The sequence below is a fragment of the Micromonospora sp. CPCC 205561 genome (assembly GCF_036906775.1).
Classification (GTDB): Bacteria; Actinomycetota; Actinomycetes; order Mycobacteriales; family Micromonosporaceae; genus Micromonospora.
Map to the genome: position 1 here is coordinate 17,306 of NZ_JBAKHV010000024.1, position 17,267 is coordinate 34,572.

The 17,267-nt window shown below is 74.6% G+C and carries 15 protein-coding genes; 8 read left to right on the top strand and 7 right to left on the bottom strand.

Features of this window, described 5'->3' with window-relative positions:
* Positions 1–98 precede the first annotated feature (98 nt).
* Complete coding sequence (locus V6V16_RS14720; RefSeq protein WP_334562581.1) at positions 99–656, bottom strand: M23 family metallopeptidase; 558 nt, start codon at positions 654–656, stop codon at positions 99–101.
* Positions 657–987: 331 nt separating this feature from the next.
* Between V6V16_RS14720 and V6V16_RS14725 the strand changes: the two genes are divergently transcribed.
* Entirely contained in the window at positions 988–1,677 is a 690-nt protein-coding gene (locus V6V16_RS14725) for a hypothetical protein (protein WP_334562582.1), read from the top strand.
* A 105-nt stretch (positions 1,678–1,782) separates the two neighbouring features.
* Here the strand turns inward: V6V16_RS14725 and V6V16_RS14730 are convergent, their stop codons facing one another.
* The gene (locus tag V6V16_RS14730) at positions 1,783–2,742 is read right to left on the bottom strand and encodes a hypothetical protein (RefSeq protein WP_334562583.1); all 960 of its coding nucleotides are present in this window, start codon (positions 2,740–2,742) and stop codon (positions 1,783–1,785) included.
* Between the two features lie 207 nt (positions 2,743–2,949).
* Entirely contained in the window at positions 2,950–3,606 is a 657-nt protein-coding gene (locus tag V6V16_RS14735; protein ID WP_334562584.1) for a 4'-phosphopantetheinyl transferase family protein, read from the bottom strand.
* Positions 3,607–3,807: 201 nt separating this feature from the next.
* On the opposite strand from V6V16_RS14735, the gene V6V16_RS14740 reads away from it, so the two are divergent.
* Entirely contained in the window at positions 3,808–4,077 is a 270-nt protein-coding gene (locus V6V16_RS14740; protein WP_334562585.1) for a hypothetical protein, read from the top strand.
* 383 nt (positions 4,078–4,460) lie between these two features.
* On the opposite strand, the gene V6V16_RS14745 is transcribed toward V6V16_RS14740, so the two are convergent.
* Positions 4,461–6,146, bottom strand: a complete 1,686-nt coding sequence (locus V6V16_RS14745) for a dolichyl-phosphate-mannose--protein mannosyltransferase (protein WP_334562586.1) — start codon at positions 6,144–6,146, stop codon at positions 4,461–4,463.
* Positions 6,147–6,212: 66 nt separating this feature from the next.
* On the opposite strand from V6V16_RS14745, the gene rsmI reads away from it, so the two are divergent.
* Positions 6,213–7,079 (top strand): 16S rRNA (cytidine(1402)-2'-O)-methyltransferase, encoded by an 867-nt coding sequence (rsmI, locus tag V6V16_RS14750; RefSeq protein ID WP_442934088.1) that lies wholly within the window; start codon positions 6,213–6,215, stop codon positions 7,077–7,079.
* Between the two features lie 60 nt (positions 7,080–7,139).
* Here the strand turns inward: rsmI and V6V16_RS14755 are convergent, their stop codons facing one another.
* Positions 7,140–8,117, bottom strand: a complete 978-nt coding sequence (locus V6V16_RS14755; RefSeq protein WP_334562588.1) for a hypothetical protein — start codon at positions 8,115–8,117, stop codon at positions 7,140–7,142.
* 149 nt (positions 8,118–8,266) lie between these two features.
* Between V6V16_RS14755 and metG the strand changes: the two genes are divergently transcribed.
* Positions 8,267–10,069 (top strand): methionine--tRNA ligase, encoded by a 1,803-nt coding sequence (gene metG / locus V6V16_RS14760; RefSeq protein ID WP_334562590.1) that lies wholly within the window; start codon positions 8,267–8,269, stop codon positions 10,067–10,069.
* A gap of 57 nt (positions 10,070–10,126) precedes the next feature.
* Here the strand turns inward: metG and V6V16_RS14765 are convergent, their stop codons facing one another.
* Entirely contained in the window at positions 10,127–10,978 is an 852-nt protein-coding gene (locus tag V6V16_RS14765; RefSeq protein WP_334562592.1) for an alpha/beta fold hydrolase, read from the bottom strand.
* A gap of 88 nt (positions 10,979–11,066) precedes the next feature.
* Positions 11,067–12,296 carry a hypothetical protein gene (locus V6V16_RS14770; RefSeq protein WP_334562594.1) on the bottom strand — a complete coding sequence of 410 codons (1,230 nt, stop codon included), beginning with the start codon at positions 12,294–12,296 and terminating at the stop codon, positions 11,067–11,069.
* Between the two features lie 82 nt (positions 12,297–12,378).
* Between V6V16_RS14770 and V6V16_RS14775 the strand changes: the two genes are divergently transcribed.
* The 4 genes from V6V16_RS14775 (at position 12,379) to V6V16_RS14790 (ending at position 17,257) form a co-directional block, all read left to right on the top strand.
* Positions 12,379–13,314 (top strand): TatD family hydrolase, encoded by a 936-nt coding sequence (locus V6V16_RS14775; protein WP_334562595.1) that lies wholly within the window; start codon positions 12,379–12,381, stop codon positions 13,312–13,314.
* Between the two features lie 64 nt (positions 13,315–13,378).
* Entirely contained in the window at positions 13,379–14,248 is an 870-nt protein-coding gene (rsmA, locus tag V6V16_RS14780; RefSeq protein WP_334562596.1) for a 16S rRNA (adenine(1518)-N(6)/adenine(1519)-N(6))-dimethyltransferase RsmA, read from the top strand.
* A 143-nt stretch (positions 14,249–14,391) separates the two neighbouring features.
* On the top strand, positions 14,392–15,342 hold the full coding sequence (locus tag V6V16_RS14785; protein ID WP_334562598.1) for a 4-(cytidine 5'-diphospho)-2-C-methyl-D-erythritol kinase: 951 nt from the start codon (positions 14,392–14,394) through the stop codon (positions 15,340–15,342).
* Positions 15,343–15,451: 109 nt separating this feature from the next.
* Positions 15,452–17,257 (top strand): ABC-F family ATP-binding cassette domain-containing protein, encoded by a 1,806-nt coding sequence (locus V6V16_RS14790; protein ID WP_334562600.1) that lies wholly within the window; start codon positions 15,452–15,454, stop codon positions 17,255–17,257.
* Positions 17,258–17,267 lie beyond the last annotated feature (10 nt).

Consider the following 17,267-nt stretch of genomic DNA (forward strand, 5'->3'; position numbering starts at 1 on the left):
CGCGGGCCGTGCGGAGGGGCTCGTCGCGTGCGTCACGACGCACGCCGCCGCCCCGCCCGGCCGCGCGGGGTCGCCCAGGCGGAACCCGGCGGTACCGGTCAGGCGTAGTAGTTGACGCTCACCGGCCAGGTCCCGGTGTACGGCGTCCAGCCCTGGAGCGTGGCGGGGATGCCCACCCGGGTGTTGCAGTCGATGACCTGGAAGTGCAGGTGTGGGCCGGTGGACGCGCCGGTGTTGCCCGACCAGCCGATGACCCGCCCCTGCGGCACCCAGGTGCCGGCGTTGTAGATCGCCCGGTTGAGGTGCGCGTAGTGGGTGCACTGGCCGTTCGAGTGCCGGATGATCACCTCGATGCCGTTCTGCCAGTACGGCGACCAGTTCGACATGATGATGGTGCCCGCCTGCGAGGCCGACACCTCGTAGTTCGCCGGCAGCCCGAAGTCCCACGCGTACTCGTTGTACGGGCCGACGTGCGAGTAGGTGCCCTCCGGCCCCTGGGTGACCAGGTAGGACTCGTTCGCCGGGTAGGGAAGCTCGTAGTAGTAGTTGGCCGCCGAGGCCGGCGTGGCGCCGACGACCGCGGCCCCGGCGGCCAGCACCGCCACGCCCACCGTCGCGCCGATCCTGCGCAGGACCCTCGTCACTCTGCTCGCCATGGATGCCTCACTCTCGTAGCCGGCGGGGTGTTCGGCTCCGTCACATCGACGCCGCCGACCGAAGCCAAGCAGCGCGAGGAATGTGGATCAACGAATCCGGTGGATGTCTGGGGTCGCCCCAGTGGCTCGACAGGGGTCACGTCGACGCCGGGTGACGAGGACGGGGCATGCCGTCAGCGGCACCCCACCGCGCGACCCTTCCCCACCCGACGGCCGGGACCCCCGAGCGGGCGGCACCCCTGCCACCCGGAACCACCGGCACTCCGGACCCCGTCCCGTCCGGGCGCGGCCCGGCGGCCGTCGCGTGCGGCCCATCACTACGCTGCCGCCCGTGGAGCGAATGACGACCCTGTTCTGGCTGGGCGGCTGCGCCGGCCTGGCGCTCCTGCTGGGGGCGGTGCTGACCGTGATCGTGGTCGTGGCGCACCGGCGGGAGCGGGACCGACGGGACTGGTGGCGGCGGTGGGCTGCGCACTACGGGTGGACGTTCACCGAGAACCCGCAGGCGGCCTGGACCGACCGGCTGCCGGGTCGCAACCGTCGAGGGGTGCGGTTCGTGCTGACCGGGACGATGCACGGGCGGCCGGTCGGGGTGGCCGAGTACGCGTACACCGAGACACACACCTCGACCGGCGCGGACGGCAACACGACGACGAGTTCGCAGACACACTCGTACGTCGTCACGCTGGTGTGGCTGCGGCGCCCGTTCCCGGAACTCGCGGTCGCGCCGCGCCGCGCGTTCTCCCGGCTCGGGCGCGCCCTGTTCGGCGACGACGGGTACGCCACCGGCAACGCCGAGTTCGACCGGCAGTGGCGGGTGGGCGCGGCGGTTCCCGGGCAGCAGACCCTGGTCGGGCCGACCCTGGTGGCCGCGCACCTGGCCGGGGCCGTGCCGGCGTGGAGCGTGCGTGGCGCGGAGCTGGTCAGCTGGCGGTTCGGCCGGCTGCACGACCCCGCCCTGGTGCAGTCCCTGCTGACGTCGCTGATCACGGTCGCCGACCTGCTCGAACAGGGGCGGTGACGCGGGCGCCGGCGGGGTGCGGAAGGCGCACCCGCGGCGGGCGGGCCGGTGGGACGCGGAAGGCCGGCCCCCTCGGGGAGCCGGCCTTCCGTCATCGAGTGCGGATCACGGCTTCCAGGAGCCGGACGTCTCGAACTTGTGCCGGTACTCCAGGGCGCCGTTCTTGTTGGCCACGTTGAACACCACGGTGCCCGCCCGCTTGCTGCCCTCGCGCAGGTTGTTGCCGGAGCCCAGCGTGTCGCCACAGCCGGAGAGCGCGCTCGCCAGGCCGTTGGCCGTGGTGCCGTTGTCGGCCACCCACTCGAAGTAGAACGGGTTGATGGAGCTCTTGCCCTTGGTCACCGTCGCGGTGACGTGGGCGATCAGGTACATCCCCTTGTCGGGGTCCGGGGCGTACGCCCGGCAGCCCTTGGTCTCCGTGGTGAACCGGGTGACCGTGATCTCCAGGGTGCCCTCGTCGTCGGAGACGACCAGGGTCGCGCCGGGCTTCATGTTGAAGGTCTCGCCGTCCTTCGCCGGCGCGGAGCCACCCGGCGCCAGGTTGGTGACTCCCGGGGCGGGCAGGGCCTTCTTCAGGTCGTCCGACGCCTTGTTGGCGCCGGCGATGAGCGCGACCACGCCGCCGATGCAGCAGAGCAGGGCCAGCGCGGCCACCACGGCCACGATGATCAGGACGGTCCGGTTCTTCTTCGGCGGCGCCATCGGCTGCGGCGCGCCGAGCTGGTAGCCGGGGGCGCCGGGCTGGTAGCCGGGGGCGCCGGAGGGATAGCCGGGGGTCCCCGACACCGGCGGGTACGGCGTGCCGGAGACGGGCGGGTACGGGCTGCCGGAGACCGGCGGCTGCGGCACGCCGGAGACCGGCGGCTGCGCCCACGGCTCACCGGGGGCACCCGACACCGGCGGCTGCGGGGCCCCGGACACGGGCGGCTGGGGCGCGGCCCACGGGTCACCCGTCGGCTGCGGCGGCACGGGCGGCAGCGGGGCCCAGGGGTCGCCGGCGGGCTGCCCGGCTCCCGAGGCGGGCGGCGGCGGGTATCCGCCCTGGTCGCTGGGGAACTGCGGCATCGGGGCCGAGGGGTACGGCTGCGGCTGCTGCTCCGGGTTCGGCTGGTTCGGATCCTGTGGCCCGTAAGGGGGCGGGGGGTGACTCACCGTACTCCTAGGCACCTGACGACGACGGCAAACGCGGCTGACGCTACCGTGCGCGGACAACGGAACATCTTCGCGTCTCCGGCGGTCCCGCGCTGCCCCCCGTTCGGATTTCGTGACCGATCAGAGCGGCGGCAGCACGGCGGCGGTGCGGACCAGCGCGTCGTCGACGGCGAAACGGCCGTTGACCAGCGCGGGCGGGTCGGCCACCGGGGCGGCGTCGAGCCGCGCCGGCGCGATCCGGGCGGTGAAGGTGCCGGCGTCCGGGTCGAACTCCACCAGCGCGTCGTGGAAGTCCAGCCACGTGCCGACGACCGGGTGCCACACCTTGTAGACGGTCTCCTTGGCGCTGAACAGGACCGCCGACCAGGAGATGCCCGCCGGCAGGCGGGCCTGCCGGTCCTCCTCCTCGGGCAGGCAGATCAGCCGGCGTACGCCCGCCTTGAGCTCCCGGTGCTGCTCGGCGTCGACGCCGACCGACCGGATCTCGTCGGCGTGGGCCGCGACCGCCGCGCAGTAGCCGTGGGTGTGGGTGATGGCGCCGACCAGGCCCGCCGGCCAGACCGGCGAGCGGTCCGCCGCGGCGGGCACCGCGACCGGGGGCACGCCCAGCGCCGTCATCGCCCGCCGGGCGCAGACCCGCCCGGCGGTGAAGTCGCGGCGGCGGCTCTCCACCGCGCGCGCGTTCAGGCAGGCCAGCTCGGCCGGCAGCAGCTCGCCGGTCCAGTCCGTGGGCCCGGCCACGGCCACCGCCACGGCCGGCGGCAGCAGGTCACGCATCGCCGCTCCTCGACGGGTACGACCGGACGAGCCTCTGATCCACCGACGGTGTCGCGAGGGCCATGGTTGGTCAACGTACCGCAAGGACGTAACACCGTAGCGTGCCGTGGCGCTGACAGGGCATCGCCGGGGGACGATGCAATCCATCTCGGCCGTGGTCCGCTCGGGACGGGTCGTTACGTGAACCGGAGAGGGAGAGCGATGACCGGTGGTGCGGAGACCGCGGCGTCCCCGATGGACGAGCACGCTCCACTGACGCCCGGCTGGACGTGCGGCACCTGCGGTGCCGCCTGGCCGTGCCCGGACAAGCGGAACCGGCTGCTGGAGGAGTACCAGCTGGACCGGGCCATGCTCAGCGTGTACCTGGGGGCCTGCCTCGCGGCCGCCGCGCAGGATCTCCAGGCGTCGCCGGGCACGTCCCTGCACGACCGGTTCATCGGGTGGATGCCGCGCCAGCTGCGACAGGGGTGACGGGCACCCGGTGGCACGGCGGAGCGCCCGCGACCGCCGGCGCCGCCCGGTCCGCTCGTGCTCACCCGCAGTGATCGGGGCAGGTGCGGGGGCCGGGCGGTGTCGCCGATCCGGACCGTTCGCCCGGGATCACCGACCGTAGAGTGTCGGATGTAAACCATCTGTTCGGTGGTGCACGGGTCGGAAATCTGACCGAAGTCGACCCGTTGTGCCGGTGGTACGGGGTGGTTAAGCTCTACTTGCGCGCCCCAATCGCCCGCTTCCCCCGTGGCAGGCGATCGGGGCGCGCATCTACGTTCAACGGGCCCATCCGCCGTCGCGGGTGGGCCCGTCGCGTGTACCCGCCACGCCGCCCGGGGGGCGCGGCGGGTGACCCGCCGTCGTCAGATCCAGCGGCCCTCCAGCCACATCCGCGCCGACCACTCGGCGTACGGCAGCAGCTTGCCGACGAAGACCGGATAGAAGTACGCGAAGCAGAGCGCGACCAGCAGGACGTACGCCCCGACGATCACCCCGCCCACCAGGCGGCGGTCCTGGCTGTCGACCGCGTCGGCGGCCCCCGGTGGCCCAACCGGCGTGACGATCGCGCCGAGCACGTAGACCACCGCCAGCACCAGGAACGGCAGGACCGGCGCGGTGTAGAAGGAGAACATCGTCCGACCGTCGAGCGCGAACCAGAACCAGGGCAGCAGGCCGGCCGCCACGACGAGCAGGATCGCCCACGCCCGCCAGTCCCGCCGGGCCAGCCCCAGCCAGACGAGCGCCCCCAGGGCGGGCAGGAACGACCACCAGAGCAGCGGGGTGCCCAGCAGCAGCACCTCGGCGGCGCAGCTCGGCGCCCCGCAGGCCCCCTCGCCGGACCAGTAGAAGGCGACCGGCCGGCCCAGCAGCAGCCACTGCCACGGCCACGACTGGTATTTGTGTGGGTCGTCCAGGCCGGTGTGGAAGCCGTACGCGGCCTTGTGGTACTCGATGAGGTTGTTCAGCGCGCCGAACACCGGGGTGTCGCTCAGCGGCGCGTGCGGGTAACGCTCGGCGAGCCGGTAGTAGCCGTCGTCGCCGATCAGCCAGCCGGACCAGGTGCCGACGTAGGTGAGCACCATGAGCACCCCGGCCAGCACCAGCCACGGCACCTCGTCGAGGAGCGTGTCGCGCCAGGGCCGGCGTACGCCGGCGGAGCGGCGGAGCCCGACCTCCCAGAGGATCACCAGCAGCGCGAAGACGGGCAGGAAGTAGAGCGCGCTCCACTTCACCGCGCAGGCGCAGCCGAACAGGATCCCGGCGGCGAGCCGCCACCACGGCCAGTTCCGCCAGCCGCCCGCCGGCCGACCGGCCCGCCCCGGCCGACCCGGATCGAGGCCCGCCTCCAGCGCCCGGGCCCAGCGGCGGCGCCGGGCGTCCCGGTCGAGCACCAGGGCGCCGAACGTGGCCAGCACGAAGAAGAGCAGGAAGATGTCGAGCAGCGCGGTGCGGGACAGCACCAGGTGGAAGCCGTCCAGGGCGAGCAGCAGGCCGGCCGCGCAGCCGAGCGCGGTCGAGCGGAACATCCGCCGGCCGACGCGGATCAGCAGCAGCACCGACAGGGTGCCCACGAGCGCGGCCGAGAAACGCCAGCCGAACTCCGGCGCGGTGGTCGTCAGGTGGCCCGGCACGTTGATGCCGTGCTCGGCGTCGGAGTAGCCGAAGGCCCACTCGCCGAGCCCGATCAGCCACTTGCCCAGCGGCGGGTGGACCACGTAGGACGGGCCGTTGTCCTTGAAGTTCCACTCGACGCCCTTGTCGACCAGCGCCCAGGCGTCGCGGGCGTAGTAGGTCTCGTCGAAGATCTTGCCCGGCGGATGGCTCAGGCCGACGAAGCGCAGGATCGCCGCGATGGCGACGATCACACCCGTGGCCAGCCAGGAACGCCCGTCCAGCCGGGCCTCGACCGTGGCCAGCCGCTCTCGGACGACGCCGGAGACCCCGCCACCGGCGCCGCCCGGGGCCGGGGTCGCGCCTTCGGGTGGGCCGCCCTGGCCGGGGTCCGGTCCCGCCTGGTCCGCGCTCTGTGCTGTCGACGCACTCGTCACCCGGCGATCGTAGGCTGCGAAGGTGCCCGGTGGCGCCCGTCGCCGCCGATACCGGCACCGACGTCGATGAAGGAGTTGCATCTCGTGGGTGAAATGTCCGACACCGGGCGCCTGGTCCTCCTCGGCGCGCCGCTCGGCAACCCCGCCGACGCCTCCGCCCGCTTCCGCGAGGTGCTCGCCGCCGCGGACGTGGTGGCCGCCGAGGACACCCGCCGGCTCACCCGGCTGGCCCGGGACCTCGACGTGGTCGTGGGCGGCCGGATCGTCTCCTACTTCGAGGGCAACGAGGAGCGGCGTACCCCCGAACTGGTCGACGTGCTGGCCGCCGGCTACCTGGTAGCCCTGGTCACCGACGGCGGCATGCCGAGCGTCTCCGACCCGGGCTACCGGCTGGTCCGGGCCGCCCTGGACGTCGGCGTGCCGGTCACCGCCGCGCCCGGCCCGAGCGCGGTCACCACCGCCCTGGCGCTCTCCGGCCTGCCCTGCGACCGGTTCTGCTTCGAGGGCTTCCTGCCGCGCACCCCCGGTGGCCGCCGGTCCCGGCTGCGGGCGCTGGCGGCCGAGCGGCGGACCCTGGTCTTCTTCGAGGCACCGCACCGCGTCGCCGCCGCGCTCGCCGACCTGTCCGCCGCGTTCGGCGCCGACCGCCCGGCCGCGCTCTGTCGCGAGCTGACCAAGACGTACGAGGAGATCGTCCGGCGTCCGCTCGGCGAGCTGGCCGACTGGGCGACCGAGGGGGAGCCGCGCGGCGAGATCACCCTCGTGGTGGCCGGAGCGCCCGAGTCGGCGCCGGAGCGGCCCGACGACGACACGCTGCGGGCCGCCGTCGCCGACCGGGAGGGCGCCGGCCTGTCCCGCCGCGACGCGATCACCGAGGTCGCCACGGAGTACGGCCTGCGCCGCCGCGAGGTCTACGCCGTGGTGCACGCCTGACCAGCTCGCACCCCCGGCGCACCCCGCCAATGGCGCGGAGCCGGCCGGCGTCGACCGTGCTCACCAGGCGGCGACGAGGAAGCCGGCGGTGATCACCAGCGGGCCGGCCAGCGACCCCGCCACCGCCCAGCGGCGGGCGCGGGGGTCGGTCAGCCTGTTCGACCCCGTCCAGCGGGCGATGCCGGCGCCGCAGCCCAGCACCGCCAGCAGGCCGAGCAGCCAGCGCAGGTGTCCGGCCGGGCCGGCGTCGGCGTACGCGGTGCCGCCCTCCGGGCCGGTCATCCGGGCCGGCAGGGCGGCGCCGGTCCTGGCGCGCTCGGCGGCCACCCCGCCGACCCGTACGCCGTGCGCGATCCACGGCTCGCCGGCGGCGGTGAAGTCGCCCCGGCAACGCTGGGTGAGCCCGCCCCCGGTGCAGTCGCCGATCACCACGGTGCCCCGCGTCGCGTGGCCCACCGCCAACCAGAACGGCCCGGCGCTGACCCAGGCGAAGAACGCCGCCACCAGGCTCAGCGCCAGCAACACGGCCAGGCCGGGCAGCGGATCGGGCGGATGCGGGGCGCGCCGGGTCCGCCGCCGCGCCGCGCCGTCGCGGGGCGACCGCTGCCGCTCGTGCGGCGGCTCCTCCCGGATGGGGGTGCCGTCCCAGTGCACCAACTCGATGGGCGGCCAGTACGCGCCGTCGTCGCCGTCGGCCGAGCTCCGGTCCCCGCCGTCGGGGCTGTGGTCCCCGCCGCCGTCCGGGAAGGGTTGCTCCGGGCGGGGCCAGCGGTGCGGCTGCCGGACGGGCACCCGGCGCGGCAGGGCGTCGACCGGCGCCCCGGTGGTGGGTTCCACCTCGACGGCGGGCGTGGGGGAGGGGCGCGGGCGGGCCGCCGCCGTCCCGGCGCGCGCCTCCGGTGGCGGCTGCGGCGGTCCGCCCGCCGGCACCACGCGGGGCTGCGGCGCGACCGGGCCGCGCCCCGCCGCCCCGTCGTCCGGGCCGGTGGGAGGGTCGTCGCGATCCCGGGCCGCTCGTCTGCCAGTCACGACGTTCATTGCACCTCGCCACCCGCGCGACGAGGGGCAGCTCAGGCCGCGTGTCGGCGACAAATCGGACCAGCGGTCGGGTCGGATCGGCCCCGACGTGGGCCCGCCGGCCCTATTGGTTCGCGGTCACCGCGAGCGGGTCACTAGGCTTGCTGGTCATGAGTCACGTTCTCGCGGCGGTCGCCTGGCCGTACGCCAACGGCCCGCGCCACATCGGCCACGTCTCCGGTTTCGGCGTTCCCTCCGACGTCTTCAGCCGGTACATGCGGATGGCCGGGCACGACGTGCTCATGGTCTCGGGCACCGACGAGCACGGCACCCCCATCCAGGTGCAGGCGGACGCCGACGGGGTCACCCCGCGCGAGCTGGCCGACCGCTACAACCGGGTGATCGTGGAGGACCTGCACGGCCTCGGGCTCTCCTACGACCTGTTCACCCGCACCACCACCCGCAACCACTACGCGGTGGTGCAGGAGCTGTTCGAGGGGATGTACCGCAACGGCTACATCGTCCCGAAGACCACCATGGGGGCGATCTCCCCGTCCACCGGCCGCACGCTGCCCGACCGCTACATCGAGGGCACCTGCCCGATCTGCGGCTACGACAGCGCCCGCGGCGACCAGTGCGACAACTGCGGCAACCAGCTCGACCCGATCGACCTGCTCGACCCGAAGTCCCGGATCAACGGGGAGACCCCGAAGTTCGTCGAGACCGAGCACTTCTTCCTCGACCTGCCCGCCCTGGCCGACGTGCTGCGCGGGTGGCTGGACAGCCGCGAGGGCTGGCGGCCCAACGTGCTGCGCTTCTCCAGGAACCTGCTCGACGACCTCCAGCCCCGGGCCATCACCCGGGACCTGGAATGGGGCGTGCCGATCCCGCTCGACGACTGGCGGGAGCGCCCCGACAAGCGCATCTACGTCTGGTTCGACGCGGTGATCGGCTACCTCTCCGCGTCGATCGAGTGGGCCCGCCGCTCCGGCGATCCGGAGGCGTGGCGCAGGTGGTGGACCGCCGACGGGGCCGGCGGTGACGCCCGCGCCTACTACTTCATGGGCAAGGACAACATCGTCTTCCACTCGGTGATCTGGCCGGCGCTGCTCTCCGGCTACTCCGGCGAGGGCAGCCGCGACGGCGCGCCGGGCGAGCTGGGCCGGCTCAACCTGCCCACCGAGGTGGTCTCCAGCGAGTACCTGACGATGGAGGGGAAGAAGTTCTCCTCCTCCCGCCGGGTCGTCATCTACGTCCGGGACTTCCTGGAGCGCTACGACGCCGACGCGCTGCGATACTTCATCGCAGCCGCCGGCCCGGAGAGCAACGACACCGACTTCACCTGGGCCGAGTTCCTCCGCCGCAACAACGACGAGCTGGTCGCCGGCTGGGGCAACCTGGTCAACCGCTCCGTCTCGATGGCGGCGAAGAACTTCGGGGCGGTCCCGCCCGTCGACCCGGCCGGCCTCACCGAGGCGGACGAGGCGCTGCTCGCCGTCGCCCGGGCCGGCTTCGCCACCGTCGGCGACCTGATCGCCCGGCACCGGCAGAAGCAGGCCATCGGCGAGGCGATGAAGGTGGTCGCCGAGGCCAACCGCTACCTCTCCGACCAGGCGCCGTGGAAGCTCAAGGGCGAGGACGACAAGCCGCGGATGGGCACCGTCCTGCACGTCGTCCTCCAGGTGGTCAGCGACGCCAACACGCTGCTCACCCCGTTCCTGCCGCACTCCGCCCAGAAGGTGCACGAGCTGCTCGGCGGCACCGGGGTGCACGCGCCCATGCCGGTGATCGAGGAGGTCGAGGACCTCGACGGCGGGCCCGGGTACCCGGTGCTGACCGGCGACTACTCCGTCGGCGCGCGCTGGGAGTCCGTACCGCTGGAGGCCGGTCGGCCGCTGGCCGCGCCGAAGCCGGTCTTCCGCAAGCTCGACCCCTCGATCGTCGACGAGGAGCTGGCCCGCCTGGCCGGCTGACCTCCGCCACCGCGACGGGCGCGGCCCCCGAGGGGGCCGCGCCCGTCGTCGTACGCGTCAGGCCCGGGCCATCGACGGCGCGCCGATGAAGCCCATGATGGCGTCGTTCACCTCGGTCGGGTGCGTCCACGGGATACCGTGCGGCGCTCCCTTCAGCGTGACCAGCTGCCCCTGCGGCAGCATCGGGGCGAGCCGCTGGCCGGTGACCGGGTACGGCAGCACGTTGTCCCTGTCGCCCTGGACGACCAGCACGGGGACGTCCATGTTCGGCACGTCGTCGCGGAAGTCGGCCTGCCAGGCGTCCACGCTGTCGTGGGTGCCCTTGGCCGACGCCCGCGCGCCGATCTCCCAGTGCGCCCGGAACGCCTCGTCGCTGACCAGCCTGCCCTTGTTCTCGTCCCAGTTGAAGAAGCTCTTGCAGAACGACGTGAGGAAGGCGAAGCGGTCGTCGACGATCGCCTTCTGGAAGCCCTCGAAGAGGCTCTTCTCGACCCCCTCCGGGTTGTCGGCGGTCTTCAGCAGGAACGGCGCGAGCGGGGCCAGCAGGACCGCCCGGTCGACCCGCTGCGAGCCGTACGCGCCGAGGTAGCGGGTCACCTCGCCGGTGCCCATCGAGTGGCCGACCAGGATCGCGTTCCGCAGGTCCAGCTCGGTCATCAACATGTCGAGGTCGGCGGCGAACGTGTCGTAGTCGTAGCCGAAGCTGGGCTGCGCCGAGCTGCCGTAGCCGCGCCGGTCGTAAGTGATCACGCGGTAGCCCGCCGCGAGCAGGGGGCCGCTTATCTTCTCCCAGGTCGCCCCGTTGAACGGGAAGCCGTGGATCAGCACGACCGCCTGACCCTGGCCGTGGTCCTCGTAGTACAGGTCGATCGGGGCGGAGTTCTCCGTCCCCACGGTGATGAAAGGCATGCGCGTCTCCTCGTCACGTGACGGCCGGACCCCGGTGGGTTCCCGTCCCGCCCACGGTTACGCCGCCCGGGCGCGACCGGTACCCGGCTCAGAGCTGGTACGGCAGGTCCACCACCCGGTCGTCCGTGACCTCCGCCCCGGGCGCCCACGTCTCGTAGACGCCCCGCTCCTGGCACTGTGCCCCCGTCTCGGCCACCGCGTCCGGATCGGGCCGGCGCAGCCGCAGGCGCAGCCAGCCGGACTCCTCCCGCAGCACCAGGCAGGACACGCCCCGCCAGTCGGCCAGCCGCAGCCGGCGGGCCGCCCACTCCACCGGATACCGGGCGGCCCGGGTCGACGCCAGCACCCGGAAACCGCCGGGCGGGTCGGCCACCGCCTCGTACTCGCCGCCGGCGTAGCCGCCGACCAGCCGGGTGGAGCGGGGCGCCTCGCCGGTCGGCACGTACTCCTGGTCGGGGGAGAGCCCCGGCACCGCCGCGAGCAGGTGCCGCCACTGCGGGCCGGCCATCCGCAGCCAGCCGCGCTGCTCCGCCTGGTAGCCGTAGAGCACCACCTCCACGCCGTCGGCCGGATAGGCGAGCAGTGTGGCGTTCGCCGGCATCGGCAGGTCCGCGAAGTCCCGGGTGACGAACTCCGGGACGAGCTGGCCGCTGCTGGGCACGAAGCCCGTGCCCAGCACCGCCCCGCCCAGCCGGTCCCGGGGTGCCAGCCCGGTCAGCCCCCGGTACGCCTCACCCACCGGCACGTCGTAGTCGCCCGGATCCGCCGCCCGCCAGCGCAGCGCGTACGTCACGTCCGCGTCGTCGTGGCCGTCCGTGCCGTCGGTGCGCAGCACCGTCGTGGCCGCCGGCGTACGCAGGTGCGCCACGTCGTGTTCCCGGTGGCAGAATCCGTGCGGCAGCCACCCGCGTACGTAGCCCGCGAGCTGCCGCGCGGTGAGCACCTTCACCATCCGGGTGCCCCGCCGGACCACCGCCGAGGCGCGCACCGCCGCCAGCGTCGGATCCCCGGCCGCCGTCGGCTGCTGGCTGAGCTGCTGCACGTACGACCAACCGCGCTCCCGGTGCAGCGGCACCAGCAGCGGGGCGTCCGCCTCGTCGTCGTGCTCCACCGGCGGGCGCACGGCGGTCACCTCGGTGGCGTGCACGAACCTGCGCCACGGCGGCGTGCCCGGCCGGGGTGCCCACTCGAAGCCCGGCGCCTCCTCGACGCTGAACAACTCGTACGCCGCGCCCCGGGCGATCTCCTCCGCCGGATACACCACGCCCCCGTACGTCACGCGCGGGCCGTTCTCGCTGCTCCGGGGGGTGGTGGTCATCCCGAGGACGCTAGGCGCGACATGTGCCGTCGGGGTGAACAACCGGTGGCGTCCCCGGAACACGGGCCGCCGCCGGTGTGTGATGCTGGCCGCGATGAGCGAGCCCACCGAAACCCGCAAGCAGCGCGCCGCCCGCCGGGCCGGGGAGTTCCCGCCCGTGCCCGAGCCGCTGCCCCGCCCCGTGCTGGACAGCCACACCCACCTCGACATCACCGTCAGCGAGGCCGGCGTACCCCCGCGGCCCCCACGGTCGGGCGCGGACGGCGACCCGGGCGACGGCCCCGCCGGGGACCCGGTCGCCGCGGCCGTCGCCGTCGCCGCCTCGGTGCGCGTCGACCGGCTGGTGCAGGTCGGGGTGGACGTCGCCTCGTCCCGATGGGGCGCCGACGTCGCCGACACCCACCCGGCCGTGCTGGCGACCGTGGCGCTGCACCCGAACGAGGCGCCCCGCCTGCCCGACCTGGACGAGGCGCTGCGCGAGATCGAGGCGCTGGCCGCCCGGGACCGGGTACGCGGCATCGGCGAGACCGGGATGGACTTCTTCCGCACCGGCGAGGAGGGGCGGGCCGTCCAGGAGGAGAGCTTCCGGGCCCACGTCGCCATCGCCAAGCGCTACGGCAAGGCGCTGGTCGTGCACGACCGCGACGCGCACGCCGACGTGCTGCGGATTCTCGACGACGAGGGCGCGCCGGAGACCGTCGTGCTGCACTGCTTCTCCGGCGACGCCGACTTCGCCCGCGAGTGCGTCCGCCGGGGCTACCTGCTCAGCTTCGCCGGCACGGTCACCTTCGGCAGCGCCGCCGCGCTGCGCGAGGCCGCCGCGCTCACCCCGATCGAGCAGCTCCTGGTCGAGACCGACGCGCCCTACCTGACCCCGATGCCGCACCGGGGGCGGCCGAACGCCTCCTACCTGATCCCGCTGACCGTACGGTCGCTGGCCGAGACGACCGGCACGGACCTGGACCGGCTCTGCGCGGCCATCTCCGCCACCGGCGACCGCGTCTTCGGCCCGTGGTGAACGGCGGGACACCGGTGCAGGGGCCCCTCCCCGCGCCGGCCGCGACCCGCATAGGCTACGGGGCGTGACCGGTCTCCTCGGCCCGGCGGAGATCCGGGAACTGGCCGCCCGGCTGGGCGTCACCCCCACCAAGAGGCTCGGCCAGAACTTCGTGCACGACCCGAACACCGTCCGGCGCATCGTCACCGCCGCCGGGCTCGCCCCGGACGACGTGGCGCTGGAGGTCGGCCCCGGCCTCGGCTCGCTGACCCTCGCCCTGCTCACGGCCGCCGCGCACGTGCACGCCGTCGAGCTGGACCCGACGCTGGCCGGCGCGTTGCCCGACACCGCCGCCCGGCACGCCGGCCCCGACGCCGCGCGGCTCACCGTCCACCACGCCGACGCGCTGCGCGTCCGCGCCGCCGACCTGGCCGATCCGCCGCCGACCGCGCTGGTGGCGAACCTGCCCTACAACGTGGCCGTGCCGGTGGTGCTGCACCTCCTCGCCGAGCTGCCCACCCTGCGGCACGGGCTGGTGATGGTGCAGAAGGAGGTCGCCGACCGGCTCGTCGCCGGCCCCGGCTCCAAGGTGTACGGCGTCCCCTCGGTCAAGCTCGCCTGGTACGCCTCCGCCCGCGCCGCCGGGAAGGTCCCGCCCAACGTCTTCTGGCCGGTGCCGAACGTCGACTCCGGACTGGTCGCCTTCACCCGCCGCGAACCGCCCCGCCCCGACGTACCCCGGCAACGGGTCTTCGCCGTCGTGGACGCCGCGTTCGCGCAGCGCCGCAAGACCCTGCGCGCCGCGCTGGCAGGCTGGGCCGGCGGCGCCGACCGGGCGGCCGCCGCCCTGACCGCCGCAGGCGTCGACCCCGGCGCGCGCGGGGAGTCGCTCTCGGTGGAGCAGTTCGCCGCCATCGCCGCGTCGGCTCCGGCCGCCCCACCCGCCGCCCAGTAGGCTGACGCCGTGCCCGCCGAGGGCCCCGCACGTGTACGCGTACGACCTGGTCGGCGGCCGGCACGAGCCGGCCGCCGATTCGCCGAGGAGCTGACCGTGGAGAAGCCGTCCGACATCCGTCCGCGCGTGCGGGACACGGCCCCGTGACCGAGGCCTGGCGACCGGGCGACGAGGACGAGCGGCGCGGCGCGGGCGGGCCGGTACGGGTCCGGGTGCCCGCGAAGGTCAACCTGCACCTCGGGGTGGGTCCGCTGCGCGACGACGGCTACCACGAGCTGAACACCGTCTACCACGCCATCTCCATCCACGACGAGCTGACCGCCCGCCGGGGCGACACCCTCACCCTCACCATGGAGGGCGAGGGCGCCGGTGAGCTGGCCCTGGACGACACCAACCTGGCCGTGCGGGCCGCCCGCGCCCTCGCCGACCACGCCGGGGTGCCGCCGCACGCCCGGCTGCACCTGCGCAAGCAGATCCCGCTGGCCGGCGGGCTGGCCGGCGGCAGCGCCGACGCCGCCGCCGCGCTGGTCGCCTGCGACGCGCTCTGGGGGACCGGCCTCTCCCGCGACGAGCTGGCCACCATCGCCGCCGGCCTCGGCTCCGACGTGCCGTTCCTGATCCACGGCGGCACCGCTCTCGGCACCGGCCGGGGCGAGACCGTCAGCCCCGTGCTGGCCCGACCCACCACCTGGCACTGGGTGGTGGCCGTCGCCGACGGCGGCCTCTCCACCCCCGCCGCCTACCGCGAACTGGACCGGCTCCGCGACGCCGGCGCCGCCGGCGAGCCGCTGGGCAGCACCGACGCGCTCTTCGCCGCGCTGCGCCAGCGGGACCCGCGGGTGCTCGCCGCCACCCTCGGCAACGACCTCCAGGCCGCCGCCCTGGCCATGCGCCCGTCGCTGGCGGCGACGCTGAAGGCCGGCGAGGCGGCCGGCGCGCTCGCCGGCATCGTCTCCGGCTCGGGGCCGACCTGCGTCTTCCTCGCCGCGGACGCCGTCGACGCCGAACGGATCGCCGCCGAGCTGGCGGCCGCCGACGTGTGCCGCGAGGCGCGTACGGCCCACGGCCCGGTGCCCGGCGCACGCGTCGGCTGACCCCTCCCGCGCCCAGTGGCCGGCACGGCGGTCCGCGTACGCTGGGAGGCTCAGGCGTCCCGAGGTGCCGACCGGCACCTGGGACGCCTTGATCATGGGAGGTGAGGTCGTGGCCAACATCGTCAACCTGGACCGGGTTTCCAAGGGCTACGGCGCCGCCGGGCCACTGCTCACCGACGTCTCGCTCGGCCTGGACGACGCCGACCGGATCGGCGTGGTCGGCCTCAACGGGGCCGGCAAGTCCACCCTGCTGCGGCTGCTCACCCGCCTGGAGGAACCGGACGACGGGCGCGTCACCCACCGCCGCGACCTGCGGGTCGCCTGGCTCCCGCAGACCCTCCAACTCACCCCCGAGGCCACCGTCCGGGACGTGGTGCTCGGCACCGCCTGGCTCGACGAGAGCATGGGCGCGGAGCACGAGTGGGCCGGCGACGCCGGCGTCCGGGCCATCCTCGACGGCCTCGGCATGCCCCACCTCGGCCTCGACCAGCCCGTCGGCCCGATGTCCGGCGGCGAGCGGCGGCGAGTGGCGCTGGCCGCGCTGCTGGTCCGCGAGTCCGACCTGCTCATCCTCGACGAGCCCACCAACCACCTCGACGTCGGCGGCGTCGACTGGCTGGCGAAGTACCTCGTCGGCCGCAAGGGCGCGCTCGTCGTGGTCACCCACGACCGGTGGTTCCTCGACGCCGTCTGCACCACCACCTGGGAGGTCGCCGACCAGACCGTCCGGGCGTACGAGGGCGGCTTCGCCGCCTGGACCCTCGCCCGCGTCGAGCGGGAACGGGTCGCCGCGGCCACCGAGGCCCGCCGGCAGAACCTGCTCCGCAAGGAGATCGCCTGGCTGCGCCGCGGCCCGCCCGCGCGCACCTCGAAGCCGCGGTTCCGCATCGACGCCGCCAACGCCCTCATCGCCGACGTCCCGCCGGCGCGCGACACCATGTCGCTGCAACGGCTCGCCACCGCCCGCCTCGGCAAGCAGGTGTACGACCTGGAGCGGGTCACCCTGCACGCCGGCCCGAAGGAGATCCTGCGCGACGTCACCTGGCAGGTCGGCCCGGGCGACCGGATCGCCGTCCTCGGCCGCAACGGGGCGGGCAAGACCACGCTGCTGCGGATGCTCGCCGGCATCACCCGCCCCGACGGCGGGCGCCTCGGCACCGGCTCGACGGTCCGGCCGGCCTTCCTCTCCCAGGAACTCGCCGAACTCCCCGGCCACCTGCGCGTACTCGAAGCGGTCGAGGAGGTCGCCCGCCGGGTGCAGCTCGGTGACCGGGAGGTCTCCGCCGCGCAGCTCGCCGAGGTCTTCGGCTTCGACGACCGGCGGCTCTGGACGCCGGTCGGCGACCTCTCCGGCGGTGAACGCCGACGGTTGCAGATGCTGCGGCTGCTCGCCGGCGAGCCGAACGTGCTGCTGTTCGACGAGCCCACCAACGACCTGGACACCGACACCCTCGCCGCGCTGGAGGACCTGCTCGACTCCTGGCCCGGCACGGTCATCGTGGCCAGCCACGACCGGTACCTGATCGAACGGGTCACCGACGTCGCGTACGGCATGTTCGGCGACGGCCGCCTGGTGCACCTGCCCGGTGGCGTCGACGAGTACCTGGCGCGGGCCGCCGGCCGACCCGGTCCGGCGGCGTCGGAGGCGGCCCCCGTGGCCGACTCCGACGCCCCCGCGGCGACCGGCATGTCCGCCGCCGAGGCGCGGCAGGCCCGCAAGGAGCTGTCCCGGCTGGAACGGCAGGTCGCCAAGCTGGAGCAGAAGGAGGCGGCGCTGCTCGACCAACTCGCCACGCACGCCACCGACTACGCCAAGGTCGCCGAACTCGACGCGCAGCTCAAGGAGCTGCGGGCCGAGCGGGAGCGGACCGAGGAGTCCTGGCTGGCCCTGGCGGACGAGATCCCGACGATCTGAGCCACCCGTC